This window comes from Novipirellula aureliae (genome assembly GCF_007860185.1).
GTDB classification, from domain to species: domain Bacteria; phylum Planctomycetota; class Planctomycetia; order Pirellulales; family Pirellulaceae; genus Novipirellula_A; species Novipirellula_A aureliae.
The window spans coordinates 1,267,038-1,290,724 of sequence record NZ_SJPY01000001.1 but is presented as its reverse complement, the minus strand read 5'-3'; the positions used below and the strand labels follow the sequence as shown (position 1 = coordinate 1,290,724).

Below are 23,687 nucleotides of genomic sequence, written 5' to 3'. Positions count from 1 at the left end.
CATTCAAGTCGATGCCCCTTAGCTCTGCCTTGCACGCGATAATCGGTCGTCTGCTAAACCGCTGAGTATCTGCTGATTGCGGACTTGGGAATCCGAGCTAACCGACAAGTGACATGTCGTTGTAACGTTCTTGGTGTCGGTTGCGAGTTCCAGCCCGCTCAATACCAGCACACGCGCATCGTCCAGGCGGTTGGCGGCATCAAAGAGCTGATCCATCGACCCGGGAAACCGAAAACTCGCTTGATAGAGCCCCTCGTTGAATCGCCCCGTTCGCGCAAAAATTCTTGATGCCATTAAGAAGGGAGTAATGCCTGTTAACCTAGGGTTCACATCAACGAGGTAAAAACAATTCATTGCATCTCTCAATACGTCAATTCCCACCAGACCGAAATAGCCTGAAGCGTGAAGAGAGTCGCCAACGGGCCGTACGATCTGGCACAGAGAATTAAAAAGCTGGACTTGCAAGTCGGCGGAAAATGTGCCGCCGCACCATTTTTTGTTCGTGTCGAAGTGTTGCTCGGTCAGCCCCAACCAAACCATCGAGCCATCTTTGCTCAAGTAGAACTGGACGCCGAAATCGCCAGTAATGTTCTCGATCCTCTCATTGATCACCAAGTTCGCCCCCGGCCAATATTGTTTTAGTCGCCGCTGCATCTCCGCTTCATCATCTGGACCTGAAATGCAAAAATTGCCAAGCCCGGCATACCCGTGGCTAAGTTTGACAATGCAGGGAGGCACAACATGCTCAAGGACAGCCGCCTGGGGGCAATCGATCTCGGCAATCACCTCCTTTGAATGAAGCGAATAGTTCGTAGCGGGATCGATGACCTGTTGTAGCGGAGACAATGACTCGTGAGGAAAAAGCGTGATGTAGGCAGCCGACGCGTCGAATTCACTCGGCATCACCCCCTCGTTTACAAGCGGGCCGGGTTGCCAAATCGGACATCCCTTGTCGCCAAAGATGCTCCGCCAATGCTCAATCAATCGCGGCGGCGGAGGAAATTCCGAAGCCACGGCCAACCCTCGCCCCCAACCGCACATCAAATGATGCGGCCCGAGCACCTTGATCAACGCCCGAGTCGGCGGCGGAAATGGGTCGTGAATGATGTACTTCGAACGATTCTGAAATTGGGTTTCAACACTGTTGGACGACGGATACTCCGCAAACAACACGGCATCCGGTGCGTCCTGAGCATAGAGTTCGGACAAGAATGCGAGATCGGATTGTTGATAAATAGGTGGCATAGGATGCGATTGCAACACAAAAGATGATCGAATAACCGTCACTCAAACAGCGTTTAAGCTGCCTAGAGTCGGTGCCACACGCTCAATTCTGAAACGCCATATTGATATTTACGTGCTGATTCTCGAATCACAAACGGAATCTCCGTTGGTTCGCCAAGCATCTGAAATTGCGGCTCAAGCAGCTCGGAAATCCCTTGCAAGGTGTGATAGTTTTCGCCAGTCGCGGCTTTGAATCCACCGAGCCATTTATCGCGCGGCGTGTAGGCTTCCTGCCACGTATAGGTTGATGCTAACACGAGCAAACCACCCACTCGAATTCGAATTTTAATCCGTTCCAAAAACTGAGCAGGATCATAAAGTCGTTCCAACAAGTTACCAGCGAAAACGAGATCGTAATCATTGAACTTCTCCGGCAGGTTACACGCATCGCCTTGCATGAAGGTCACTCGATCTTTGATTTCTTCATATCTAACTAAGTCGTCTAACCGTATCTCGCGATAGAGAGACAATTCTCCTTCGTCACAGACAACGTATCGTTGTCTCCCCAACCTCTGTAGATTCGCCGGTGCCTCAATGAGCCGAGCCGAAAAATCAACGGCATCGACATGATCGAAAACCGTCGCTAGCTCGAACGACGCGCGGCCGCTCGCGCAGCCGATATCCAATGCCCGCTGGGTCTGACGACCGTTAACGAGTGGGCGGATGTGCTGAACACAGGCCACGGGGAAATTCTTAACCCCGAGATTTGGTTCGCCGTAGTGTGCGTCGAGATACTTGGAGATCATTTGATCGGTTTCATACACGTTTAACTCAATTTCCGGTAATGGCTCCGCTTCGACATAGCGCAGTCCAGCGGATTGGAAGAAGTGCCGCCGGAACGCAAAACGAGCGCCTTTCGTTGCTTCGTTACCGGTCGATATCCACGCCCCGCCCTTGAAGACGTTGTGCATGCCGTCAAACGTCGGGGTCGAGAAATCGTCGTAGGCTCGGTGGACTTCATATCCGTCGTAGCCATCAATCGGAGTCTCGGTCCACTGCCAGACGTTTCCGATGATGTCACAGAATCCGTCTTGGAATTGATGACGGTCGACGGGACAACAGGACATTTCAAATTCCAAGTTGATATTCCCCGGCGCACGATCCCAATAAGGTTGATCGGTTTCAAGCTCGTTCCTTAGCTGATACCATTCCGCTTCGGTCGGCATCCGAAGACCCAGCCCGGTGACTTCCGATTTCCAATTGCAGAAGGCTTTCGCTTCCAGGTAGTTGATTTCGGCGGGCCAGTTCCACGGCATATCAATCACTCTCAACATCGACCGATATCGAAATCCACCATCGTTTTTGATCCAATAAACAGGATGCGTTGCCTGGCTGAATTCTAGCCAGCGTTTGCCTTCGGGAGTCCAATACCGTTGCTTCTGATACCCGCCCGATTCGATAAAATCACGAAATTCTTGATTGGAAACAAGGTATTGGGATGCGGCGAACGGTTGGACTTCTTGGCGGTCGAAGCCGTACTCGACATCCCAGCCGTAGATTGGGTTCGATTTCGCTTTTCCCAATTCCAGCACGCCGCCGCGCACAGGAATCAACCGATTCTTAGGAGCCGCTCCCGACCTGCGACAAACGTTGCCCCAAACTGGGTGGTCGTGTACCAGATCGATCGGCAGCTCGCGAATCAAGACCGAAGACGTTTCTAAGTGGATACGTTCGTGTTCGATCCCCATCAAAATGATCCATAGTGGACTGTTCCAGTCGATCGGCATTTCGAAATCGCACTGGCGGATGAAGCGATCTACAGTGTCACGCGTTTTGTCCCGATAAGCCTTGACCTGTGTGGGACGAGGCCAGTCGAAATGGTCTTCGTTCAGATCGTCCCAAGACATTTCATCCACGCCGACCGCCAAACTGGATTCAAGCCGAGGATCAATCCGCGTAGTGATCCAGTTTGCGACGTTTAATTTGTTGATAAAAAAGACTGCCGTATGACCATAGTAGAAGATCAACGGATGCCGCAAACGATTGGCACGAGTGTAAAAAGCCTCCTCACTGGCCAGACACTCGAACAGACTTTCATACAACGTGAACGTGTGATGAAAGTAGTCCAGGATTTCCTGGCGTTTGGGTTCGACGTCGCCCACATCGAGGAGCGGAGTCTTGGTAACCACCGGTGCGCTGTCCCCCGACCTCGTCGTCACACATACGTCTGTTTGCAAATTCATGTTTGGTTCCTTGTCATAACTCGTTTAACGCCAAGCCGATAGGCGACCGCGTTTTGTCATTACTCGTTTAACGCCAAGCCGATAGGCGACCGCGTTTTGCGGCATCCGCCTACGCCTGCGGCTCATCGTTAAACAAAGCAGGGGCATCGTTCTCAATAACCCGAAAACTCTTCGCTACGGATGTTGTCCTCGTTGACCTTCATGCCGACGAGTAGCGATGACGTGTTTTTTGATTAGTTGTACGTTCGTCAACATCGTCTAGCCTCGTGTTAGGTGGTTGGTTTGCTAGTGTTCTCTAAACGTGACTGTGGCTTCTAGCCGCCGTCCTCTTCCCCATGGCAACTGCGGCTGGAAGCCACAGCCACGTACTCTTCCTATGCTGGCGCTGGGTCGATGCTTTGCGGATCAATGTTTAGTATGTCCATCGCGCTGGAAAGTCTTGCTGGCTCAAAATCAAACGACTTGGAAAACGCTCTCAGGGCAGCGTAAGCGATATGCTCTGCATCCACCTCGAAGTGGCGTCGCAGCGCTTCCCGAGTATCACTGCGTCCGAAACCATCGGTCCCCAGCATTATGTACTGGCCCGGCACCCATTGAGGAATTTGATCAGGCACCCGTTTGATGTAGTCGGTCACTGCAATCACCGGGCCATTCATTCCATCAAGCATCTCTTCGAGATAGCTTTGGCGTTTTGGCCGATCCGGATGCAAAGCATTGTCGCGATCGACCGCCAGAGCATCGCGTTCCAGCGGATCAAGTTGCGAACCCGTTTTTCGAGCGGAAGATCGCCAGGATAGGCGGCCTGCTGATCGACCGGAATTGTATTGACATAGGGCGTCGTTATCGGGCTAGGTATTCCAGTGCCATAGCTCTTTGACCGCGACTGCAACGCGGAAAGTAGTTCAGGTATACACACAGAATTAGAACGCGCTGCAACACTATCGAGCGACGCATACCAATCGTTCAGCTCGGCAGGATCGAGCTTCGTTGCGGTCGGTAAATCGTACGCAATGCTCATGGCTGACTCCTTCCATCATCAAGGAAATGGGCGACACTTCCATTCTATGCGTCGGCATGCAGGATGCAATGGCGGCGACAAACAACTTCATCCTCCCTAGGGAGGATGTCGATTGAATCGTTCCGTCTCGGCTTATCGTTTAACGACAAGCTGTAGGCGACCGTTTACGGAAGAGTCGATGCCTTCGGCTAGACGTTAAACGAGTTATGCCGACTGATCCCTGATGATGCGATTAACAAAAAGGAAATTTCATGAAAACGAAACAACTTGGAAAGACCGATTTGCAAATCTCGCCAATCGTGTTCGGTGGCTGTGTCTTTGGCTGGACACTCAATGAACAAGCGTCTTTCGCTATGCTGGATGACTTGATCGATCGCGGCTTCACGACAATTGATACATCGGAGCATCGAACGTATCGTCGCAATGAATCGAAGAATCGTTGAGAATCAGTCGCGCACTCGTCGATGCAGGCGTACGGGAATAATTCCGTGATGTTTTGCTATGTTTTGCTCCCTGCCGTGGGCTGATGGAAGCATTGCGGATGGGTTCGATCATTGGAAATTGAGAACGGAGAACTACAAATAGATAGATGTTGGACAATCGCAAACACAATTTGCATTTTGCAGTTTTCATTTCAACTTTTTCAATCGTTGCCCCCTGCGTTCTCCGTTTGAGTAATCAACCGCGCCGCTCGGTTTCGCGTGAAGTAGTTTCCCGCCCATTGAATAAGAACAAGCACGCGGTTCTCGAACCCGACGAGCTGCATCAGATGGACGAGCAACCAAGCCACCCAAGCAACGAAACCGGTGAGGTGCCAAGAGCCGATTTCGGCTACGGCCGCCGCTCGGCCAATCGTCGACATTTTTCCGTGATCTCGATAAACGAACGGTTTTGTCGCTTTTCCGTTTAACCGGTCTCGGATCAGGCCGGCAACGTACCTGCCTTGCTGAATCGCCACCGGTGCGACGCCTGGAAGCTGGTTCCTTCGTTCGTCTTCAAATGCAGCCAAGTCGCCGATGACAAACATTTCTCGATGGTCTGAGATCGTACAATCGCTTTCTACAATCACACGACCGCTACGATCGAGTTGAGCGTTCGTCGATTCAGCGATCACTTTGCCGAGTCTCGATGCTCGCACGCCGGCGCCCCACAACACCGTTTTCGCGGGAATCTCTTGGGTTGCATCAGCAAACTGGACTTGGACTCCCTTCGCGTTCACCTCGGTTACTCTCGCATTGCATAGCACGCTGACGCCTAAACGCTGTAGTGATTGTTTTGCGGTTTCGGATAAATCGGGCGAGTACATTGGTAAAACTCGATCTTCGCCCTCGATTAGCAGAATCTTCGCACTACTGGCGTCGATGCGTCGAAAGTTGTCTCTCAAGGTTCGCCGGGTTAATTCGCCCAGTGCGCCAGCTAACTCGACACCCGTCGGGCCACCGCCCACGACCACAAACGTCAAACAGCGTGCGATCAGATCATCGTCGGTTGACAATTCTGCGGTTTCAAGTGCCGACAAAATTCGCCTACGGATTTCTGTCGCATCCTCGACCGTCTTTAGGCCAGGCGCAAAAGGTTCCCACTGGGGATGCCCAAAGTAGTCGTGGTGTGCGCCGCTGGCAACAATTAACGAGTCGTACGATATCCGGCGATCGCGAAGAACCACTTGTTTTTGGACGCAGTCGATATCGATCGCTTCACCGAGAACGATGTCGACATTCTTCTGCTTTCGCAGGATCGCCCTTAACGGCGATGCAATGTTCGCAGGCGACAACCCGCCAGTGGCGACTTGGTAAAGAAGCGGCTGGAACAAATGGAAGTTGCGACGATCGATCAGCGTCACAGCAATCGCCGGATCCTTGAGCTTTTTCGCGGCATGCAGTCCGCCAAATCCACCGCCTATGATGACAACTCGATGCGTCATGAAATGGATCCAATTGAATAGATGTGAGGGACCACAACCAAGCAGCCGATTGTCCAGTATGTCTGGGGCTGCCCTTGATGTTGATTGTCGTGTTGTCCGTCGCAAGCAAAACAACTCTTGGTGGACAGACGACCGCAGAACAGGAAGAACGCATGGGTGACATTTCGCCGCAGAATTCCTACTACATCCTATAATATACGCAAAGGTGCACGTTATGGTAAGGTACGTGGACGATATTCATTCACCATTGGATTTTTCGGTATGATTGCGCGAGTTCAAGACAATCTACGAACGGATCGAATACGCGGTCGACGCTGGCATCGACGTTTCGATCACCCCGAGTGCAACGCCGCTGGTGAATCGCGAATCGATTCGTCGGCTTCGTGATGCAGGCATTTCACGGATGGCGATTAGCGTCGATGGTACAGATGCGGCCACGCACGATGCCAACGCCAGCCAACGTCGATCAGATTGAAACGATGGGCGAGCGGTTCGGTGAACTCGACATCGCGTTGTGGTCGGTCTTCTTTCTAATTCCTGTCGGTCGAGCGACGGAGATGGAGCGTCTGAATGCGGATGAGTGCGAGGCTGCGTTCGCTCGCTTGCACGTCCAAGCCCGACTGCAACCTTTCATGAATCCTCACCGTGTCATCCTTCTCTCGTTTCCAACGAGTAGTCGTCCGTCATCGGCGGCGGTATCGATGGAGTCACCGAAGCACACCGTTTCGGACTGCGGCTGGAAGCCACAGCCACGCTGTTCAACGCCGCAGCGTGACCGGTAACGTTGCAAAACCACTGGCGGGAAACGTTGCTAAGGTTGCCGGATACCTTTCGTTCAGCTTGATTTGCGTCGTTCGCTTGAGTAACTCTTCGATTGCAACTCGCATTTCCAATCGCGCCAATGGTGCTCCGGGGCAACCGTGAATCCCTGCACCCCACAATAGATTGGCCGACGGATCACGATCCAAACGGATCTGATCGGCATCGTCAAATACCCGCTCATCGCGGTTTGCGGAAATCCAGTTCATTGAAATCCGCTCACCCGCCTCGATTTTGCGACCACCCATTGTCACTGGGCATGTCGTCACGCGACGATTGGCAACCAGCGGCCCGTGAGCCCGCAGGATTTCTTCAATCGCGGAAGGGATCAAATCCGGCTGCTCGCGAAGTCTCTCTTGAACGTCGAGATGGGTCGCCAGCGCGTGAGCTAAAATCCCGATCGCAGCGGAGATGGTCCCGATTTCGCCAACTGTCCAGTTCCGCAAAATGCTAACAATTTCCTCATTGCGAAGTGGTCGATCATCGACTCGGGCCTCCAGTAGACTGGTGATCACGTCGTGCTCATCGGTCGTGGGGTTCCGCCGACGCTGATCGAGTAACTCTGCGACAAAACCTTCGAACTCCTCGGCGATCCGTTTCATCTCGTTGCGGTTTTGTGCGAAAGTGGCCTCTTGGTTCTTTCGTGTCCAATCCCGCAGCGGCTCATACATGCTTTCGTGCCAACCGACCGATTCGCACTGGGTCCGCACGGCAAACGGGCGAGCAAATTCGAACAGGAACTCGACATTGGTGCGGGCCAAGAGCGAGTCGAACAACGTACCGGTAATCGCACGACATTTGGGCTCGAAAGCCGCCATGGGTTCGGGGCGAAACAAGGGTTCGATGAGTTTGCGGAACTTTGTATGTTCCGGCGGGTCCATGCCGTTGGGTACTGAAATATGCCGCGACACATTGCTGCTGAACGTCTCGTGGTCGTCCAGCACGCGACGGATATCCTGATGTCGAAACAGCGACCAACCCAGCATCTCGCTATAGGCGACCGGACACGTTTTTCGCATCTTGTCGTAGGCCGCGCGTTGGTCGTAAAGTACTTCGGTTGATTTCGGATTCCAATCCGGTTGCCGTGTCATTTAATGTTTCCTTTTGAATAAAACGTAACTGTGGCCCGAAAGTCGCAGCAATATAAATCGTTTAACGCCAGCCAATAGGCGTTAGCTTTCGTTTAACGCCTATCGGCTAGGCGTCGGCTCTTCGTTTAACGCCTAGCCGATAGGCGTCGGCTTTTCGTTTAACGCTTAGCCAATAGGCGTCGGCTCTTCGTTTAACGCCTAGCCGATAGGCGTCGGCTTTCGTTTAACGCCTAGCCGATAGGCGTCGGCTTTTCGGTAAACGCGGTCGCCTATCGGCTTGGCGTTAAACGAGTCGGCTAGTGATAGGTGACCCAACCACCGACACCGAGTCCCGCAAACGGCGTAACGAACTTCCATGTTTGCTTGGGTTTGTCTTCTTTCATCGGATTGTCCCAGACATAGGCAATTGCTTCCTCAATCGCAGGCTCGCTGTCCAAAAAGGTTTTCCAAAGATGCGTTGCCCACATCTGGGGTGGTCGCGATCCTGGTTTGGCAAAGGATTGCAGCGGATGCCTGTCGTCTGCAATGATCCGCCGCGTGGCTGCACCTTTCAACAAATTTGCCATCTGCTCGACCTTAAATGTATGGCGGGCGATGACCATGTGAGTGTGCTCGGGAAGAATCGCACACGCCCAAATGGTGTAGTTGTTCTTGACGCAGTGCTTTGCGAAACCGTTGGCAATGCTCAGAGCCTGTTCGCCTGATACTGAAACCGCCGGATATGCCAAACTCGCCCTCGCAGCATTTCGATCAACGATTTCCTGCGGCGTCAATTCCTCAATCTCGCGGCGGTGGATCGATTTCGTTGCATGACCAAACCGAACCAACTCCCAGCGGCGAACAAAGTCCGACCAAGAACCTTGCGGATCGTTTGGTAACCAGAATCCATACATCGGCAAGACGATGTGATATCCATGAACCATACGGAAGTCCTCCCCATAACGACAGTTTATCCGCGATCAAGGCCGACGAAAGTCGTTCGATGATTGAGGATAGGCGTCGGTATGGCTGAAAACGCGGTCGCCTATCGGCTTGGCGTTAAACGATTCAATTGACAACTGGGCCTAGAATCCCCGGCCACAATTACAGTGAAAACGCGGTCGCCTATCGGCTTGGCGTTAAACGATTCAATCGACAACTGGGCCTAGAATCCCCGGCCACAATTACAGTGAAAACGCGGTCGCCTATCGGCTTGGCGTTAAACGATTCAATCGACAACTGGGCCTCGAATCCCCGGCCACGATTACAGTGAAAACGTCACTAACAATGACGAATCCTCGATGGAACGCACGCTGTGGGGCTCTTTTGCGTGTAAATAAAATAGCTCACCTTGGCTGATTTCGATCGACTTGCCGCCTACGTCAAACGTCACGCGTCCTTCCAGACAATGGATCGTAACGTCGCCCTTCGCTTGATGCTCAGCAATCTCTTTGCCAGCCGGTAACACCAAGCGAAGGACTTCGAGATGCTCGCTCTTCACGAGCGTTGTCGTCTTCGTCTGGGCCAATGCACCGGCTAACGGTTGGACGGACACAACCTCGCCTGCTTGTGCATGATGAATCGCCATTCAATTTACCTTTTTGAGAGAGAGCTATTTTGATGTGGCAGTGTCTTCCAGCCGCAACCTATCCAACGACGAACCGCGGCTGGAAGAAACAGACACTTGCCTTTCCATTGCCTTATGCCTATTCTACACGCAGGCGTGCAGAACCGGCAAGCGGGCTTGGTTGCTTCAGCCCGATACTCGATTTACAGGATTCTGCTATGAAAAGATCGCGATCGTCAAATGCGTCACGCCCGCTAGAGTTCGAGGTTTGCATTTTGCGTCAGGATCATCCTGATCGTCCCAGCTATTGGCAAACGTTTCGGCTGGCCTATGAGCCGGGGCTGAATATCACGGCGGTTTTGCAACGAATTGCGACGAACCCGACGACCGCGACGGGCGAGCGGACGACTCCGGTTGCCTATGACGCCAACTGTCTTGAAGAGGTTTGTGGTTCTTGCACGATGTTGATCAACGGTCGCGTCCGACAGGCATGTTCCGCACTGGTTGATTCGTTGTTGGATGAACGACGTGACGTGATTGAGCTTTGTCCAATGAGCAAGTTTCCTGTGGTTCGTGATCTGTTTGTGGATCGACACCGGGTGTTTCGGGCGCTACAGAAATTGGAGTGTTGGATTCCGGTGGACACCTACGGCGATAGGGGACGAGGTCCCTTGCAATCACCAAAGGAGCAACAGAAAGCCTATCCACTTAGCCAATGTATGAGTTGCGGTTGTTGTCTAGAAGCATGTCCACAGTACACAAAGGCATCGGTTGAACGCCGCGACCAGGAAACCGATGAAGAATACCAAACTCGCCGTGACAATGTGTTGGACCAGAGCTTCATTGGAGCGGCGGCGATGAGTCAAGTTGTGCTGATGAATTCGCACCCAACCGGGAAAATGACGGACGAAGATCGAATTGAAAAGCTGATTGCACCGGGGGGGATTCAGAACTGTGGCAAAGCAGGCAATTGCCAAGCGGTTTGTCCGAAGGGGATCCCCTTGATGTCTTCTTGGGCTCGGGCCGGTCGGGCCGCAACGATTCAGATGATCAAGAAGTTTTTTGAGGGGGCATCGTAACGTGGCCGTCATCTTTGCAATTTGGATTTTCATGGGTGTGCTAGGAACCAGCTCCCTCGTCGCTTTGGTTTGGGCCATCCAGACGGGAAAGTTTAGCAACATCAAAGGAGATGCGATGTCGATTTTCGATGCGGACGAGCCGATCGGGAAGGTTACCGATTCGTTTCCTCAGAATACAGACTGCAAAGACGGCAAAATTTAATGAATGAGACAGCATCAACGAAAACAACCGAGCTTGGGGTGGTCGAACCTGAGGTTGTCGATGTCCTGCCGAGTGAGCGTTGGCTGATCGATCAGTCGTGTCGGCAGGTCGTTTTGTTGTGGTATGGCAGCGCTGTCTTTTGGCTGCTGTTGGGGTCGTTGTTGGCATTGGTCTCTTCGATCAAGCTCCATACGCCTGGGTTTCTTGCGGATTCCGCTTGGCTGACGTTCGGACGTGTTCGTCCGGCGCATCTCAGTACGATGATCTACGGCTGGGCATCCATGAGCGGGATTGGCACCATGCTGTGGTTGTTTGCTCGGCTTTGCAAGACACAGCTCGCCTGGCGAGAAGGACTTTACCTGATGGCTCTCTATTGGAATTTTCTCGTCGCCCTGGGCACATTCGAGATCCTGCGAGGGAACAGCACTGGTGTGGAATGGATGGAATTTCCCGCCTGGGCGGCAGCGCCCATTGCAATGGCGTTCCTGGTGATCTTCGTTGCTGCATGGAAAATGTTGGCGGCGCGAAAGACCAAGCATCTGTATATTTCGCTATGGTATTTGTTCGGATCGACGATGTGGTTCCCGTTCCTCTATCTCGGCGCCACCATTCTCATTCAAACGCCTGCTTCAACGGGTATCGCAAAGATGGCGACGAATTGGTGGTTCGCGCACAATGTATTGGGCTTATGGTTGACCCCGATTGGTTTGGCTTCGGCATACTACTTTATCCCCAAAGTGATTGGCCGCCCGATTCATAGTTACCATTTTTCGATTCTTGGTTTTTGGACACTGGCGATCTTTTACAATTGGGCCGGTACTCATCATTTGATCGGTGGCCCGCTTCCGGTTTGGGTTGTGACGGTTGGCGTCGTTGGCAGTTTGATGATGTTCATTCCCGTGACCACGGTAGCGATCAACCACCACATGACGATGGTGGGGAATTTCCATGTGTTGAAGTCAAGTCCAACGCTGCGGTTTATCGTGTTCGGAGCGATGTCGTATACGGCCGTTAGTTTTCAAGGATCGCTGCAAAGCATCCGCGCGATCAACGAAGTGACCCATTTCACGCACTACACGATCGCTCACGCTCATTTGGGCGTTTACTCCTTCTTCACGATGGTCTCGTTCGGTTCGATGTACTATGTGATGCCCCGATTAGTGGAATGTGAGTGGCCGAGTGCGAAGTTGATCAAGGTCCACTTTTGGGGAACCGCGATGGGGATGACGATGTATTGGGTTGGTTTGACGTGGGCGGGAATCGAACAAGGATTCGCAATGAACAATCCTGATATCCCATTTTTGGAGATCGTTTCACGAACGATTCCCTATCTCTGGTCGCGGAGTGTGGCGGGGACGTTGATGACGGTCGGGCATATTGCCTTTGCAATCTCGGTTTGGAAGATGTTGCGTCACCGCGGTGCTTCCGCATCCGTCCCGACGTTGTTCAATACGACACGCTTTCGCTGGCTTCCTTTTTCTCGTGCTGAGGTTCAGTCGTGAATCATTTTCCTGCGATCATTATGATCGCTCTGGCCACCGTTACAGCATCGTTATTTGGCTTGGTCTTAATCCCAGATTGGCAGATGGATTCGTTCGTCGCGGTCGAAGCGACCACGCCCGATGGCAGCAAGGTTATCTACCCTCGCCCGCTTGATGATTGGCGCGAGAAACCGGGTCGGGATTTGTACCGTGGGCTGGGATGTATCTATTGTCACAGCCAGCAGGTGCGGCCCGAGGGATTCGGTGCGGATTTAGAACGCGGTTGGGGGCAACGACGGAGCGTTCCGCTTGACTACATTTTACAACGCCCTCCATTCACGGGAACAATGCGAACGGGCCCTGATTTATCGAACATTGGGATGCGGCAGCCAAGCGAGCAATGGCATTTTCTTCATCTGTATGATCCACAGATCACCTCGAAAGGTTCCGTCATGCCGCCGTTCAAGTTTTTATTCACCGAGTCTGATCAGGATTCCGTTCCCGATATCGGAGCGATTGAACTTCCCGGTGGTGGGCAAGGATCTCCGAAGTGGATCATTCCGAACGAAGAGGCCAAGCAACTGGTCGCCTACTTAAAGTCACTGAAACAAGAACTATCGCTTGACGATCTGCAATGAAAAATCATGACCAACCACGTGATCTCCGATCGATCGACGCTTACGAACAAGAACATGGTACCGAGCCAGATGTTGAAGAAATGCATGCGGTCGTGTACCGCGAAAAGACGGAGCCTCGAGAAGGTTCTCAGCCGATTCCCATCTGGCTCATACTCGCATCGTTTTCGTTGCTGATGTGGGGTGGTTGGTATCTTGGCCGTTTCAGTGCCGACTTTGCCGTCGACCGATACGAAGGTCCCAATGCCTATGCGTCATCCAGCCTTTTAGCAACTGATAAACCAACCACAAAAATTGATCCGATTTTGATGGGCAAACGTGTGTACAACAATTGTGCCGCGTGTCATCAAGCCAATGGACAAGGTGTTGCGAATCAGTTCCCGCCGTTGGCGGGAAGCGATATCGTGAACGGTGATGAAGAGGTTTTAGCAAAAATTGTGCTGTATGGATTGACGGGACCGATCGAAGTGTCCGGCCAACCGTACAATGGGACGATGCCTCCCTGGTCTCACCTGGATGATCGTTCGCTGGCTGCAGTGCTGACGTATGTCCGATCGAGTTGGGGAAACGAATCTTCGAGCGTGAGTCCCGAAGTAATCAAGTCGGTACGGGATTCAAACTCGTTTCGAAAAAACGCCATGACCCGATCCGATTTAGAGTAGTGGAGAACGCGCCCATGAGTAATCCAATCAAAGTTGCGACCACTTCGTCCGTCCCGCCGGGCAGGGGAATCTTGGTAGACGCTGACGGTCTGCTACTGGCTCTCTTTAACATTGACGGAGTGTTCTATGCGATCGATGATGCGTGTCCCCATCAGGGGGCACCGCTTAGCGAAGGTGCAGTGCGGGGATGTGTCGTGATTTGTCCGTGGCATGCAGCCGAGTTTGAAATCCCCACCGGGAAGTTGCTCTGTGCCCCGGGAACTCGCGACGTACAAACCTATCCGGTGACAATCGACGGCGATGATGTGATGGTCGATATCGATTGACATCGCCCACGCAGCAACCTGTCCGATTCGAATGCCAATCCGTCTCCCTTAACACACTACAGCACCATTGGTATCACACGGACAACATTGCTGTTTCTCCTTTGGACCGCTCCATCAGGATGGGATACCAAGATGCTGCATTGCTGAATCAGTTCCGTGAAGGATACGTCTAATCGGATTGCAGGATCAAGGCACTTTGAGTCACCTGCTACACGAAGCAATTCACTGGCGCGAGCTGCGTGCCTCTCCACTCCCGCCCAACTCCTTTGACGAGCCTTCACGCCAGCGGCAGCTAGTTTGATCAGCCCTTTGCACAGGACGGCGGTTGGTGAAGTGCGGCCAAAGGCGTGCCAGATCGCTTCCCAAGCTTCATGGGATTCCCAGTAGTAGCCATGATTGAATAAGTCAACCGCCCGGTCGTGTAGTTCTCGTATCGCCGTTTTGTCCTCAGCATTCACGTTCGGTTCCGGCTTACCAAAGCTGTGACCTGCTGGATTGCTTCTTGGATGCGGGAACTGGTTGGGAACATAGCTGTAGGCTGGGAACGGGGTTGTCGTGCGGCGTGATGGCATCGGTGGCAGCCCCGCGGGATCATACATCGTCAATGCTGATCCTGAGTTTTCGGTGTTTCAATCATTTCGGTTACAGGGATCGCAATGGTCAGTGCCGAGATTCGAGCCTCATTGCTGCTACGCCGGCGCACATGGCATTTCAAACACTCCGACCTTAGTTGAATTGCTCCGGCGTAATGGTATGTGCTCTCGTCGATGGACTCATAGGTTTTCTCTCCTGTTGACAACGTTTTGACTGCCGCATGTTCAAACTCCGTCTCTGCATCGTGATCGATATTCAATGTATCCGCGTTGACGGTTAGCCACTTGACTTTCACCCCTTGGCTCTTATTCAATTCGATGAAGACATCTTCGAGTGACCGTGACGGAATCGCAAAGGCATTGTCGTCGTCGAAAAAATCACGGTGCATTACCTGTAGCGATCCATTGATCGTCTCGAATAACAATCTCGCTCGAACCTTGGCTTCTGTTTGAGAAGTTGGGGGACTGGGGGCCACGGCAGGACTTTGTGGCGGATCTTCGCTGATCGCGAATAGCGAAACACCACTGACAAATACCCACAATCCCCATCGCAAACCAATCATATTGAATTCTCGCAAAACAGTTCTCCTTCGCCAGCACACTCCTTCGCCAGCACATCTATTTTTAAACGAAGCGGATGAGCCAAGACGAGCGCTTTTTCGTCGTGCACTGTTTGCAGCGATACCACGCCTAAAGGCTGCCAACCTTCTGTCGGGCGACGTGCTGAAGCACCTCTTCAACCAATGCGTCAAAGTCTTCGCCGGTTGGTGCATCCGCTTTCTTCTTGATCCCAAAATCATACAGCCGAATATGGACATCAACGTGCTCTCGAACCTGATCGAATACGCCGAGTGAGCAATGGATCGGACAGCCGTCGATCACCCACACTTCACGCTCGCTAAGCTTCTTCAGAAACAATGGTTTTGCAGCGCCGACGCCAGCCAAACAGGACATCTCGGCGACACCTCTGCGATCGAGTTCCACCGCAATGCTATTGGCTAATTGGCCCGCGTTGGAGCATCCGGAACAGGCGAACAGAATTGGAATTGTGTTGGGCATCGGTTTGTATTGCAGAAGCGAGGCTTTTGCCGATTCACGAAGATTCTTCCCATGGCAGAAGTCGGCGAAAGTCTAGATCCCTTGTGAAAGTCACCTCAAGCGATAGATCGCCCAGAGTGCTGGCAGGCGACGAGCCAACACCACGAGTGTGCCCCAATCACCGTCCAGGTAGACGTGTTGTGTTTCGATACCCGAATGTAGAGATGTCGAACCTGCATGTCAATGTGTATGTTTGTCCTTTTTTTCTCATGGTCTACTCGCTACAATCCAAACATGGACTGCGATCAAAGTACAACGATCCCCGATTGGATCATCGAGCACCCCGAGACGACGGGAGTGTTTAGCGAACTTGGGCTTGATGTAAGCTGCGGGGGAAAGTCGCTAGAGTATGTCTGCTTCCAAAATGGGCTTGACGTCGAAGCTGTCTTGCAGCGGCTTCGTGAGGTGATCGAAGACAGGAGGTGATCGAAGAAGAACGCTTTGTCACAACGAAGAATGAGGGTAAGAACCTTTCGTGGCCGTGGCTTCCCGCCGCAGCTTACTAGGGTAGCTTCCAGTCGCAGTTTCAGTTGCAGCTTCCAGTTGCAGCTTACTGGGGCAAGGTGCCCCAGCCACTATCTTGCCAAGCCTAAAATCATGCTGTGACAAACCGTTCGTTGGAGTCTCGTGTTGCGTCAAGGTCTCGTCCACTGCGACCAACCTTAATTGTTGATATTGACGCAGCACTAGGTTTGGATCTGATGTAAATCTGGGGCCCCACATTCGTAGGGGTCCTCGGGATCGACGATCGGTTTCAGATGGCCTTCGGGTAACGGATCGATTGGCCAGTTGTGTAGCTCGGTCAGTGAATGCCACAAAACCGTGACCCACTGTGCGACGGCGGCGAAGTACTCCAACTGAGTCTCTTCGCACATCATCCAACATGCCGCCGGCAACCAATCGTGAACGTGATCGCAGGTGTACTTGCCAAGCGCTTCGGTAACGATCTCGTAGCTCGCTTCATCGGGTGCTCTTGACGCGAGTGCCAATAGCATCGCAACAAACTCGAGTTGACAAAGTAGATGATCGGGGCGTTCGCCGTGTTTTGAGCCGCTTTGGAATCCGAACGCTCGGTAGAATCCACACAAGTCGCCGAGGATTTTGCCTTTGTCTCGGCGGATGTACGATGCTTGGTTCAAAGGGCAAGCGACAGCACCGTCAAACAATCGCGAATATTCATCGCACCATGCACTTTTCTCAAGTTTACGCCCACAGCGAACCACATCCGCAAACGCCGCTCGCGGACTTGGGCGTTTTGCGGGTTCCTCCGGATTGTCTGCTGTACGGCCGAGGGCAACTTGCAATAAATCGTCGAGTAGCGGACTGGGTAATTCGTACCAAGGCGATTCAGCGGCGTCGGCAAGCAATGGCGACTGCAACATCTCCACCGTTATTAGTACCAAGTCGGCTTGCGCCGCAAGTTTGACAGAGTCAATTTTCACGGATCAATCCTCATAGGTACCCAATTGGTAATATTCTTGCGTCCACCACGATTGTTGGCGGTTCCATCCCAAACGGCGAAGGCAATTAGTTGCTGTTGAGGGTTCTCATTGAACCGGACAACAAGCGGGTCGGTGCTATTGATAGGTCGGTCAATGACTACATACCAGCGACCCTCTTTCCAGGCCCCACGGCCTTGACTTGGGGTGTCAGCAACATGCGTGGCACTACCGAAGCCGTGGGCAGTCAATTCTTCAATCGGGCTTTTGCGATTCCAGTCGGACATCGGGTTGCCCGCGGCTGCGGCGACCATGTATTGCCTGGCCTCGGGGTTGTTCAAACCTTCGGTTACGCTGTTGGGATTCTTGCCCTTGGAGAACCAGTACAAGTCGACATCCGCGTTTGGTTGGATTTGTGCCAAGTCTTGAAAACCTTCGTCAATGTCCTTTTGCCAGGTTGCTTTCCAGTGCAACATTCGCACCGGCATTTTGGGGCCGCCCATCGTGTAGGGAGCTCCCTCGGTGAGCGGGAACTGCATCGCGACGGCGTCGGAAAATTGGCCGACATCACTCCGCTCGGCAATCTCGGCCTTGTCCCAGCTGACACGCCAGACGTAGCGGTTTGCATCGTGAACCGCCTGTACTTTCACTGACGAAACGCTGCCGGCCGCCAGCATCGGTTGAGCGACTTGCTGCGGCAGCATGGCAACGTCCGAAGCAGCGATCTTGTCCCAGAACGGGTCGAGTGGATTGTCGATCGATGGGGCCAAGTCGACTTTTGTGATCTTCACTTCTGCCGGAGGATCTTCCGCAGCTGTCGTGGCCGCTACCGCACCGCTTGCCGCTACCGCACCGCTTGCCGATGCGGCAGCCGTTGCCGATGCGGCGCGCGAGCCATCGTCTGCGGAGGGGACCACCACCACGACGGGCCGCCGAGTGGCGATGAACAGCGACGCGATCATGGTGAGCAGAATCAATACCGCGCCACCGATGACGCCGATCAGCATGCGATTGTTATCTTGAGTGCGATTCATGATATTTTGAAAAAGGGGGGCTCAGGAGGGTGGCTGTGGCTTCTAGCCGCAGTAAATCAACAATAACTGGAGCTCGAAGCCCCAGTCACAACAAATCACGCGGTGTTGTGCCGATACGCATCGTTCTTTTCGTCATAATGTTTGCGGTAGTACGTTGGCTCGGTAAACGGCACTCGCACGACCTCCTTTCCATCAACGTCCCAGCCGACCGCTTCGTCGCCTTGGACTTCATAACGCTCGATGATCCGTGGACTCGCTCCGAACAACATCAACGCACCTAGCAGCTGTTTGTCATCCTTCAAGTTGCGGTACATCTCTTTAGCCTCTTCCACCCCAGGTCCAAACAACTGCTCCAAGAATGGATCAGGCACATGCACAGGAGGGATGTAGAACACGTTTGGTCCCGTTCCAAATTGTGGATAACACGGCAACGCTAACTTGCGAATCTTGATGATGTAGTCCAGCGGGTTGTCTTCTCGCGGTTTCTCTTGGGTGGTCAAAAAGCCATGCAACCGAATCTTTCCGATGCACGACTCAACGCACAGCGCCACATCACCCTGTTCGACGCGTGGAAAGCATCCAATGCATTTTTCACTCGCTCGGTTAATGACGTTGTAAAAAACTTTCTTATACGGACACGCTTGCACGCATTCCTGATACCCACGACACCGCTCTTGGTCGACCAATACGATGCCGTCTTCTTCTCTCTTGTAGATGGCTTTACGAGGGCAAGCCGCTAAGCAAGCGGGGGAGTCGCAGTGATTGCAAATTCGAGCCAGATAGAACATCCATCCTTCGTGCGTGCCGTCGAAGTGAGAGCCGAGATCGATCATTTTCGACAGTTCATCTTCGCCCAGGTTTGGTGATGCGTAGTCACGCTCGGATGGCATGTGCCCAGCGGGAGGCGTGCCTTCACCGTCTTTCTCAAAGATCGTGATCGAGTATAGTTTCTTGCCGTCCCAGGTCGCGGGACCGCACTTGTCCATCAGCCGATGATCCCAGCCTTGCGGGTAGCCACCGTACGGTTTCGTTTCGACGTTGTTCCAGAAAATCGTCTCTTCACCCTTGCCGCTGGTCCAGGCTGTTTTGCAGGCAACGGTGCAGGTTTGGCACTCGATACACTTGTTGGTGTCGAAGACATAAGCGACTTGCTTCTTTGGAGGCGGAGCGTCGTAGGGGTATTCTTGTTCGCGACCGATATGCCAGTTGAATCGTTTGACCATCGTCGTGGTTTCCTTGGTTGGAGTCATCGTGACTGGGGCTTCTAGCCCCAGCCGGAAGTTTCTTTGTTTAACGATGAGCCGCAGGCGTAGGCGAACGCCGCAAAACCCGGTCGCCTATCGGCTTGGCGTTAAACGAGTTATGTCAAAGTCGCTGCGGCTAGAAGCCACCGCCACGTTAAGCTTTCTTGCAAAATTCACCCGCAATAAACTGCTTGAGCAAACGCTTTGAAGGCGGAGCGTCGTAGGGGTATTCTTGTTCGCGACCGATATGCCAGTTGAATCGTTTGACCATCGTCGTGGGTTCCTTGGTTGGAATCATCGTGACTGGGGCTTCTAGCCCCAGCCGGAAGTTTCTTTGTTTAACGATGAGCCGCAGGCGTAGGCGAACGCCGCAAAACCCGGTCGCCTATCGGCATGGCGTTAAACGAGTTATTTCAAAGTCGCTGCGGCTAGAAGCCACCGCCACGTTAAGCTTTCTTGCAAAATTCACCCGCAATAAACTGCTTGAGCAAATCGCTTTCGTACGTTGGGCGTAAGCCGAGCGATGCGGGACGCCACAAGCCTTTTCCGCCGACGCCGCCTGGTTCTGCTCTCGTAATACGCACCATCGCTTCCCGCGGCGCGCCCGTTGGACAGTGCACGTCTGGCACAAATCCTTTCGCCATGTCTTGCGTCAACATTTCTTTCACGTTCAATGTGTCGGTCATCCAAGTTGGCTTGATAAACCCGCGAGTACAACTCTGGTGACTGCCGTGTCGAAACAATGCCTTGTACTTCGTCGTCGGTGATTGAGCCAACCCGTTGGCATTCTCTTTCTGTCCTTTCACCGTTCCAAACGAAGCGCCATGAGCGTTATGCCACATGCGAGTCACTCCCCGAGGTGTCCCAGGGTAGTACCGAGCACGAGCCATCAAGCGTGCCACCTCATAAGCATCCGGTCGCTTCTCCCAACCATGGAAGGGACGATCTTTTGGGTCCGCGTCGATCCAAACATAATCGCCTTCTTCAATGCCCAATCCTTTCGCGTCCAGCGGATGCATGTCGATATACATTTCACCCACCATCGGCATCCGGCGATCTTCGCGGTTCATGTCACCGAAGGGGCCAAACCAAACCGCGATGATGTCAACATCCGTCGGCGTCGTGTGAGCACCATGACGATACTTAGGCGTGTGGAAGACGAACTCGTAACCATATTTCTTTAGCGGATGCTCCGTCTGCAATAGTTCGTCCACTGAGCGTATTACATGCCGTGCCTGGCGAGCATCACCGGACAAGTCGTCTCGTAACGCACCGTAGTCCTCTGGCGTCTTCGGTCGCAGCAGCGGGTGGGACTCGGCCACGATCACATTCGGTTCATAGTGAGTCGAGTCGATCGGTTCGCGATGCACAATGATGTTCTCGCCACTGTCGATGAACTCGGGTTCGTCGCGATAAAATTCCAAGCGTCCGGTGCGAGTGTACCAAGGCTTGCTTTCGACGGACTGTTCCCAACCGCCGATCTTCGGATACGTCCGTGTTTCCATGATCGTAGGGATTCCATCGTTCGCTTTCGCCTCGAGGTTCTCGATCTTGTAGCCGCGTGTCATGTTCGAATGATCGAGGATACGTTGCAAGTAAGGCCGTGAAGTGCCGTCATGGATGAATTGCCAGTAGTCCTTCATTCGCGGTTCGCCGACCAAATCGCCAATCGCATTGCACAAGCCAGCGGCCACTTCGATATCGCCACGAGTGTCATGGATGCGCGGCAGCGGCGTGGCAGGGAAGATGTACAAAAAAGGATTCGTGACACTGATTGTCATATCCGGATACTTCATCTCGGCCCAGCTATCGACTGGGAAAACCACGTCTGCGTACTCGCAACTTGCCGTCCACCACCATTCGTTTACGCCGATGTACTCGACCTTGCGAATCGTGTTCATCACGGTCTCGTAATGCCCCTTGGCGTTCCCGATCAACGAGTTTGAGTTCGACACGTGAATCGACTTCGACGGCGTCGGCATGTGTGTTTTGCCAGTCAACACGGCCTTTCCGTAACGCAGAATGGAGTCCCCATGATTGAAGTAATGTACCGACTCGCCACGAAAGTACTTCTTTAGGTTGGTTACCGGCTTCGCTGAATCAAGTTGCGGTTCGAACGGGTTTTCGGCAATGTATTGACCAAGTCCGCTAAAGAACGCCGCTCGATAATTGCCTGCGTACGAGCCGACGTTGCCGCCAACGAACCCGACATTGCGAGTCAACGCAGCGATCAGGAACACCGCACGGTCTTTCAGGTCGCTATTGAAATACTGGTTCGGCCCCATCCCCAAGCAAAACGACGTTTTCTCAGGGTTTGCTGCAATCTCTTTCGCCAACGAGCGTATCGCATCCGCTGGAGCCCACGTCAACTTCTCCACTTTCTCAGGTGTATACGAACCGTCCAACATCTCCTTGGTCACATCGTAAACCGTCCGGCACTGGATTGTTGAACCATCGACCAACTTGACATCAAACGTGCCCGTCAACGTCGGCTTGACACCCGTTTCGGTAAAGAACTTGCCGACCAAGTCACGGTTGGTACCCGCCGGAGCCTGCTTGGCCGAGTCCCACAACACATAGTCGCCCCACTCTTCGCGGCGCTCGCTCGTCATGATCTGTGACGGCTGTGCATAAGGCTTCGGCGATTTCTCCCCTGGCTTCGTGACCACCACCCCGTTGCTTAGCTCCACCGACTTGTAGTCAGGGAACACCTCGGCGGCTTGTAGCATCTTGCCGTTGTCCATCCGCACAAGCAGTGGCAAATCGGTGTGACTCATCACATACTGTTCGTCGAACAGGTTTTCTTCCATCACGACTTGAGCCAACCCGAGTGCAAGAGCTGGCGTCGTTCCCGGTCGTACGATGAACGCCTCGTCCGCTTTGCACGTCGTCGCTGAATACTCAGCCGCAATCACGACGACTTTCGAGCCTTTCATTCGGGCTTCGGTCAACCAATGAGCGTCGGGCATCTTGGTGCAGACCCAGTTCATCCCCCAAACGAGAATCAAGTTGGATTTTTCAACATTGCAAAGATCAAAGTCGACGGTTTGTTGACCGGTAACCATCGGATGTCCAGGCGGCAAATCGGTATGCCACGAATAGTTGTCCCAACCGCGACCGCCAATCGCGTCATCCGGCTCAACGCCGCGAACCTTGTGGTCCAACAGTGCCATCGAATTGGCCATCCGGTACTGGGCGAAAATCCGAGTCGCACCAAGAGCAGCCATACCGCCACGGAATTTTAGCGTTTGCGTGCCAGCCCCATCGGTCGCCTCGACCATCAGCGGATCGTAGCCTTGTGCCAGCAACCGCTTTTGCCCATCGTCACCCGAATAGGTTTCCGCGATATTCGTCATCGCTTGAGCGGAATACTTGAACGCCTCATCCCAAGAAACGGGAATCCATGGATCCCGACCACGATTCAGGTAGCGATCCGCGTCAACAGCACCGGATTCCGGATCACGAGGAAAACCTGCGTCCACCCATTCCTTGAACCCCTTGCGGACCATTGGCTTCTTACAGCGACGGTCACCGTAGAAGCGGCGAACCAATGCCAGACCTTTTTGGCACACGCGTGGGTCCCAACGCTGACTCGACCGATTGCCTTGCAGGTCGGTCGCTTTCGAGAATCCAAACGTGGGGCTGATCCGCGTCACCACACCGTTCTTGATGTGTGCGTTTAGAAGACAGTTGTGCGTGTCATTGGGGGCGCACAAGAAGACGAACGAAGAGTCCGACTTATAGAGATCGCGATAGAGTTGTTCCCAATCGCGATTCGGGTAGCTGCCCAGCGGATTCTCAACCGTCAACGGCTCGATATTTTGAACCGCCCCGTGCGCCCATTGGTTCACCGTCGCCGCGGTAGCCCCGGCAAGAGTCAATCGAAACAGAAACGCACGGCGACTCGCCTTGCCAGCAGTGGGCTGCGTTTGATCGGCGTGATCAGGCCCAGTGTAATCAGGCCCAGTGTAATCAGGCCCAGTGTTCTCGAAACAATCCGACATGATGATCCTCTCCGGTTCCCAGGAC

26 protein-coding genes are annotated in these 23,687 nt (G+C 53.2%); 11 read left to right on the top strand and 15 right to left on the bottom strand.

Annotation, left to right across the window (positions count from 1 at the left end; translation table 11 throughout):
• Positions 1 to 18 precede the first annotated feature (18 nt).
• The 4 genes from Q31b_RS04910 to Q31b_RS04895 all read right to left on the bottom strand — a co-directional run bounded on the left by Q31b_RS04910 (position 19) and on the right by Q31b_RS04895 (position 4,485).
• Entirely contained in the window at positions 19 to 1,245 is a 1,227-nt protein-coding gene (locus Q31b_RS04910) for an ATP-grasp domain-containing protein (protein ID WP_146598478.1), read from the bottom strand.
• Positions 1,246 to 1,307: 62 nt separating this feature from the next.
• On the bottom strand, positions 1,308 to 3,467 hold the full coding sequence (gene ovoA, locus Q31b_RS04905) for a 5-histidylcysteine sulfoxide synthase (protein ID WP_146598477.1): 2,160 nt from the start codon (positions 3,465 to 3,467) through the stop codon (positions 1,308 to 1,310).
• Positions 3,468 to 3,841: 374 nt separating this feature from the next.
• Positions 3,842 to 4,123 carry a transketolase-like TK C-terminal-containing protein gene (locus Q31b_RS04900; RefSeq protein WP_231617307.1) on the bottom strand — a complete coding sequence of 94 codons (282 nt, stop codon included), beginning with the start codon at positions 4,121 to 4,123 and terminating at the stop codon, positions 3,842 to 3,844.
• Complete coding sequence (locus tag Q31b_RS04895; protein ID WP_146598475.1) at positions 4,120 to 4,485, bottom strand: hypothetical protein; 366 nt, start codon at positions 4,483 to 4,485, stop codon at positions 4,120 to 4,122. The genes Q31b_RS04900 and Q31b_RS04895 overlap by 4 nt, the downstream gene beginning before the upstream one ends.
• Positions 4,486 to 4,736: 251 nt before the next feature.
• On the opposite strand from Q31b_RS04895, the gene Q31b_RS04890 reads away from it, so the two are divergent.
• Positions 4,737 to 4,928 (top strand): hypothetical protein, encoded by a 192-nt coding sequence (locus tag Q31b_RS04890; protein WP_197170931.1) that lies wholly within the window; start codon positions 4,737 to 4,739, stop codon positions 4,926 to 4,928.
• Between the two features lie 200 nt (positions 4,929 to 5,128).
• On the opposite strand, the gene Q31b_RS04885 is transcribed toward Q31b_RS04890, so the two are convergent.
• Positions 5,129 to 6,409 carry an NAD(P)/FAD-dependent oxidoreductase gene (locus tag Q31b_RS04885; protein WP_146598474.1) on the bottom strand — a complete coding sequence of 427 codons (1,281 nt, stop codon included), beginning with the start codon at positions 6,407 to 6,409 and terminating at the stop codon, positions 5,129 to 5,131.
• Between the two features lie 23 nt (positions 6,410 to 6,432).
• Between Q31b_RS04885 and Q31b_RS27910 the strand changes: the two genes are divergently transcribed.
• The 3 genes from Q31b_RS27910 to Q31b_RS28860 all read left to right on the top strand — a co-directional run bounded on the left by Q31b_RS27910 (position 6,433) and on the right by Q31b_RS28860 (position 7,191).
• Positions 6,433 to 6,603: a hypothetical protein gene (locus Q31b_RS27910; RefSeq protein WP_197170929.1), complete on the top strand. Its 171-nt coding sequence runs from the start codon at positions 6,433 to 6,435 to the stop codon at positions 6,601 to 6,603.
• Between the two features lie 71 nt (positions 6,604 to 6,674).
• The gene (locus Q31b_RS28865) at positions 6,675 to 6,884 is read left to right on the top strand and encodes a hypothetical protein (RefSeq protein WP_231617306.1); all 210 of its coding nucleotides are present in this window, start codon (positions 6,675 to 6,677) and stop codon (positions 6,882 to 6,884) included.
• Entirely contained in the window at positions 6,853 to 7,191 is a 339-nt protein-coding gene (locus Q31b_RS28860) for a hypothetical protein (protein ID WP_231617305.1), read from the top strand. Before Q31b_RS28865 ends, Q31b_RS28860 begins: the two co-directional genes overlap by 32 nt.
• Here Q31b_RS28860 and Q31b_RS04875 read toward each other — a convergent pair.
• From Q31b_RS04875 to Q31b_RS04865, 3 genes are all read right to left on the bottom strand, one after another.
• On the bottom strand, positions 7,168 to 8,319 hold the full coding sequence (locus tag Q31b_RS04875) for a cytochrome P450 (protein ID WP_146598473.1): 1,152 nt from the start codon (positions 8,317 to 8,319) through the stop codon (positions 7,168 to 7,170). The two genes, Q31b_RS28860 and Q31b_RS04875, sit on opposite strands and share 24 nt — an antisense overlap.
• 296 nt (positions 8,320 to 8,615) lie before the next feature.
• Positions 8,616 to 9,242, bottom strand: coding sequence for a transposase (locus tag Q31b_RS04870; protein ID WP_146598472.1), 627 nt, complete (start codon positions 9,240 to 9,242; stop codon positions 8,616 to 8,618).
• A 320-nt stretch (positions 9,243 to 9,562) separates the two neighbouring features.
• The gene (locus Q31b_RS04865; protein ID WP_146598471.1) at positions 9,563 to 9,886 is read right to left on the bottom strand and encodes a cupin domain-containing protein; all 324 of its coding nucleotides are present in this window, start codon (positions 9,884 to 9,886) and stop codon (positions 9,563 to 9,565) included.
• A gap of 197 nt (positions 9,887 to 10,083) precedes the next feature.
• Between Q31b_RS04865 and sdhB the strand changes: the two genes are divergently transcribed.
• From sdhB to Q31b_RS04840, 6 genes are read left to right on the top strand one after another with little or no spacing between them, the layout of a single operon-like run.
• Complete coding sequence (gene sdhB, locus Q31b_RS04860) at positions 10,084 to 10,944, top strand: succinate dehydrogenase iron-sulfur subunit (RefSeq protein WP_146598470.1); 861 nt, start codon at positions 10,084 to 10,086, stop codon at positions 10,942 to 10,944.
• Between the two features lie 31 nt (positions 10,945 to 10,975).
• Positions 10,976 to 11,146: a hypothetical protein gene (locus Q31b_RS27905; protein WP_231617304.1), complete on the top strand. Its 171-nt coding sequence runs from the start codon at positions 10,976 to 10,978 to the stop codon at positions 11,144 to 11,146.
• Complete coding sequence (locus Q31b_RS04855; protein ID WP_146598469.1) at positions 11,146 to 12,648, top strand: cbb3-type cytochrome c oxidase subunit I; 1,503 nt, start codon at positions 11,146 to 11,148, stop codon at positions 12,646 to 12,648. Before Q31b_RS27905 ends, Q31b_RS04855 begins: the two co-directional genes overlap by 1 nt.
• Positions 12,645 to 13,265 (top strand): cbb3-type cytochrome c oxidase subunit II, encoded by a 621-nt coding sequence (locus Q31b_RS04850; protein ID WP_197170924.1) that lies wholly within the window; start codon positions 12,645 to 12,647, stop codon positions 13,263 to 13,265. The genes Q31b_RS04855 and Q31b_RS04850 overlap by 4 nt, the downstream gene beginning before the upstream one ends.
• Positions 13,262 to 13,924, top strand: a complete 663-nt coding sequence (locus Q31b_RS04845) for a c-type cytochrome (protein ID WP_146598468.1) — start codon at positions 13,262 to 13,264, stop codon at positions 13,922 to 13,924. The genes Q31b_RS04850 and Q31b_RS04845 overlap by 4 nt, the downstream gene beginning before the upstream one ends.
• Before the next feature lie 14 nt (positions 13,925 to 13,938).
• A complete protein-coding gene (locus tag Q31b_RS04840; RefSeq protein WP_146598467.1) occupies positions 13,939 to 14,250 on the top strand; it encodes a Rieske (2Fe-2S) protein in 312 nt (103 codons plus the stop codon).
• Between the two features lie 56 nt (positions 14,251 to 14,306).
• Here Q31b_RS04840 and Q31b_RS04835 read toward each other — a convergent pair whose 3' ends face one another.
• The 3 genes from Q31b_RS04835 to Q31b_RS04825 form a co-directional block, all read right to left on the bottom strand.
• The gene (locus tag Q31b_RS04835; RefSeq protein ID WP_197170922.1) at positions 14,307 to 14,849 is read right to left on the bottom strand and encodes a DUF309 domain-containing protein; all 543 of its coding nucleotides are present in this window, start codon (positions 14,847 to 14,849) and stop codon (positions 14,307 to 14,309) included.
• Between the two features lie 2 nt (positions 14,850 to 14,851).
• Complete coding sequence (locus Q31b_RS04830; RefSeq protein WP_231617303.1) at positions 14,852 to 15,421, bottom strand: c-type heme family protein; 570 nt, start codon at positions 15,419 to 15,421, stop codon at positions 14,852 to 14,854.
• A gap of 112 nt (positions 15,422 to 15,533) precedes the next feature.
• Positions 15,534 to 15,902, bottom strand: coding sequence for a putative zinc-binding protein (locus Q31b_RS04825; RefSeq protein WP_146598466.1), 369 nt, complete (start codon positions 15,900 to 15,902; stop codon positions 15,534 to 15,536).
• A gap of 273 nt (positions 15,903 to 16,175) precedes the next feature.
• Here Q31b_RS04825 and Q31b_RS04820 point away from each other — a divergent pair, with 273 nt between their 5' ends.
• The gene (locus tag Q31b_RS04820; protein WP_146598465.1) at positions 16,176 to 16,367 is read left to right on the top strand and encodes a DUF542 domain-containing protein; all 192 of its coding nucleotides are present in this window, start codon (positions 16,176 to 16,178) and stop codon (positions 16,365 to 16,367) included.
• A 260-nt stretch (positions 16,368 to 16,627) separates the two neighbouring features.
• Here Q31b_RS04820 and Q31b_RS04815 read toward each other — a convergent pair whose 3' ends face one another.
• The 4 genes from Q31b_RS04815 to Q31b_RS04800 form a co-directional block, all read right to left on the bottom strand.
• Positions 16,628 to 17,383 carry a molecular chaperone TorD family protein gene (locus Q31b_RS04815; RefSeq protein WP_146598464.1) on the bottom strand — a complete coding sequence of 252 codons (756 nt, stop codon included), beginning with the start codon at positions 17,381 to 17,383 and terminating at the stop codon, positions 16,628 to 16,630.
• Complete coding sequence (locus tag Q31b_RS04810; RefSeq protein ID WP_146598463.1) at positions 17,380 to 18,414, bottom strand: ethylbenzene dehydrogenase-related protein; 1,035 nt, start codon at positions 18,412 to 18,414, stop codon at positions 17,380 to 17,382. Before Q31b_RS04810 ends, Q31b_RS04815 begins: the two co-directional genes overlap by 4 nt.
• A 95-nt stretch (positions 18,415 to 18,509) precedes the next feature.
• Positions 18,510 to 19,637, bottom strand: coding sequence for a 4Fe-4S dicluster domain-containing protein (locus Q31b_RS04805; protein WP_146598770.1), 1,128 nt, complete (start codon positions 19,635 to 19,637; stop codon positions 18,510 to 18,512).
• A 467-nt stretch (positions 19,638 to 20,104) separates the two neighbouring features.
• Complete coding sequence (locus Q31b_RS04800; protein WP_146598462.1) at positions 20,105 to 23,662, bottom strand: molybdopterin-dependent oxidoreductase; 3,558 nt, start codon at positions 23,660 to 23,662, stop codon at positions 20,105 to 20,107.
• Positions 23,663 to 23,687: the final 25 nt, after the last annotated feature.

Coding starts and splice junctions, on each gene's coding strand:
- Q31b_RS04910 (WP_146598478.1), bottom strand. CDS start 1,245: ATGCCACCTATTTATCAACAATCCGATCTCGCATTCTTGTCCGAACTC.
- ovoA (WP_146598477.1), bottom strand. CDS start 3,467: ATGAATTTGCAAACAGACGTATGTGTGACGACGAGGTCGGGGGACAGC.
- Q31b_RS04900 (WP_231617307.1), bottom strand. CDS start 4,123: ATGAATGGCCCGGTGATTGCAGTGACCGACTACATCAAACGGGTGCCT.
- Q31b_RS04895 (WP_146598475.1), bottom strand. CDS start 4,485: ATGAGCATTGCGTACGATTTACCGACCGCAACGAAGCTCGATCCTGCC.
- Q31b_RS04890 (WP_197170931.1), top strand. CDS start 4,737: ATGAAAACGAAACAACTTGGAAAGACCGATTTGCAAATCTCGCCAATC.
- Q31b_RS04885 (WP_146598474.1), bottom strand. CDS start 6,409: ATGACGCATCGAGTTGTCATCATAGGCGGTGGATTTGGCGGACTGCAT.
- Q31b_RS28860 (WP_231617305.1), top strand. CDS start 6,853: ATGCCAACGCCAGCCAACGTCGATCAGATTGAAACGATGGGCGAGCGG.
- Q31b_RS04875 (WP_146598473.1), bottom strand. CDS start 8,319: ATGACACGGCAACCGGATTGGAATCCGAAATCAACCGAAGTACTTTAC.
- Q31b_RS04870 (WP_146598472.1), bottom strand. CDS start 9,242: ATGGTTCATGGATATCACATCGTCTTGCCGATGTATGGATTCTGGTTA.
- Q31b_RS04865 (WP_146598471.1), bottom strand. CDS start 9,886: ATGGCGATTCATCATGCACAAGCAGGCGAGGTTGTGTCCGTCCAACCG.
- sdhB (WP_146598470.1), top strand. CDS start 10,084: ATGAAAAGATCGCGATCGTCAAATGCGTCACGCCCGCTAGAGTTCGAG.
- Q31b_RS27905 (WP_231617304.1), top strand. CDS start 10,976: ATGGGTGTGCTAGGAACCAGCTCCCTCGTCGCTTTGGTTTGGGCCATC.
- Q31b_RS04855 (WP_146598469.1), top strand. CDS start 11,146: ATGAATGAGACAGCATCAACGAAAACAACCGAGCTTGGGGTGGTCGAA.
- Q31b_RS04845 (WP_146598468.1), top strand. CDS start 13,262: ATGAAAAATCATGACCAACCACGTGATCTCCGATCGATCGACGCTTAC.
- Q31b_RS04840 (WP_146598467.1), top strand. CDS start 13,939: ATGAGTAATCCAATCAAAGTTGCGACCACTTCGTCCGTCCCGCCGGGC.
- Q31b_RS04835 (WP_197170922.1), bottom strand. CDS start 14,849: ATGTATGATCCCGCGGGGCTGCCACCGATGCCATCACGCCGCACGACA.
- Q31b_RS04825 (WP_146598466.1), bottom strand. CDS start 15,902: ATGCCCAACACAATTCCAATTCTGTTCGCCTGTTCCGGATGCTCCAAC.
- Q31b_RS04820 (WP_146598465.1), top strand. CDS start 16,176: ATGGACTGCGATCAAAGTACAACGATCCCCGATTGGATCATCGAGCAC.
- Q31b_RS04810 (WP_146598463.1), bottom strand. CDS start 18,414: ATGAATCGCACTCAAGATAACAATCGCATGCTGATCGGCGTCATCGGT.
- Q31b_RS04805 (WP_146598770.1), bottom strand. CDS start 19,637: ATGGTCAAACGATTCAACTGGCATATCGGTCGCGAACAAGAATACCCC.
- Q31b_RS04800 (WP_146598462.1), bottom strand. CDS start 23,662: ATGTCGGATTGTTTCGAGAACACTGGGCCTGATTACACTGGGCCTGAT.